General features: G+C 64.8%; 2 pseudogenes. Both read right to left on the bottom strand.

The features are described 5' to 3' along the window. Positions 1–202: pseudogene (locus HX846_RS35585) on the bottom strand (hemolysin D); the annotation flags it as partial. Beyond that, positions 199–509 (bottom strand): annotated as a pseudogene (locus tag HX846_RS35580) (type I secretion system permease/ATPase); the annotation flags it as partial. The pseudogenes HX846_RS35580 and HX846_RS35585, both read right to left, overlap by 4 nt.

Below are 509 nucleotides of genomic sequence, written 5' to 3'. Positions count from 1 at the left end.
CCGCCTTGCGCTTGCCCGAGACCACCACCGTGCCTTGTACCGGGATCCCCTGGTCCAGCGGCGCCAGACTGGCCCAGAGGAAAAACCCGCCGGCGCCGACCACCGTCAGCAGCCAGCCCATGCGGGCGAAGAAACGCGCGTCGTGCTCGGGATGGGTCTGTTCGTAATCGCGGTTGATTTGAATGCTGCTGTCGCTGCTCATGCGCCTGGATTCCTTCCGGCTTGATACTGACGGCTGAGGCTGACCCCGGCCTTTTCTCGTGGTGCTTCCTGCTGGCCGGACAGTGCGCGCAGCACGTCCTGGCTCGGACCAAATGCCTGCAAACGACCTTCGTTCAGCACCAGCAGCTTGTCGGCCTGGGCCAACGCCGAGGAACGGTGAGTCACCAGTACCACCGTGCTGCCCTGGGCTTTCATCTGCATGATCGCGCTGGCCAGGGCGGCTTCACCCACGGTGTCGAGGTTGGAGTTGGGCTCGTCGAGCACGATCAGGCGTGGCCCGCCGTACA

Source organism: Pseudomonas sp. K5002 (assembly GCF_013386655.1).
Taxonomy (GTDB): domain Bacteria; phylum Pseudomonadota; class Gammaproteobacteria; order Pseudomonadales; family Pseudomonadaceae; genus Aquipseudomonas.
Note: the sequence above shows the minus strand (reverse complement) of the source record. Positions and strands in the feature narration are given on the sequence as shown.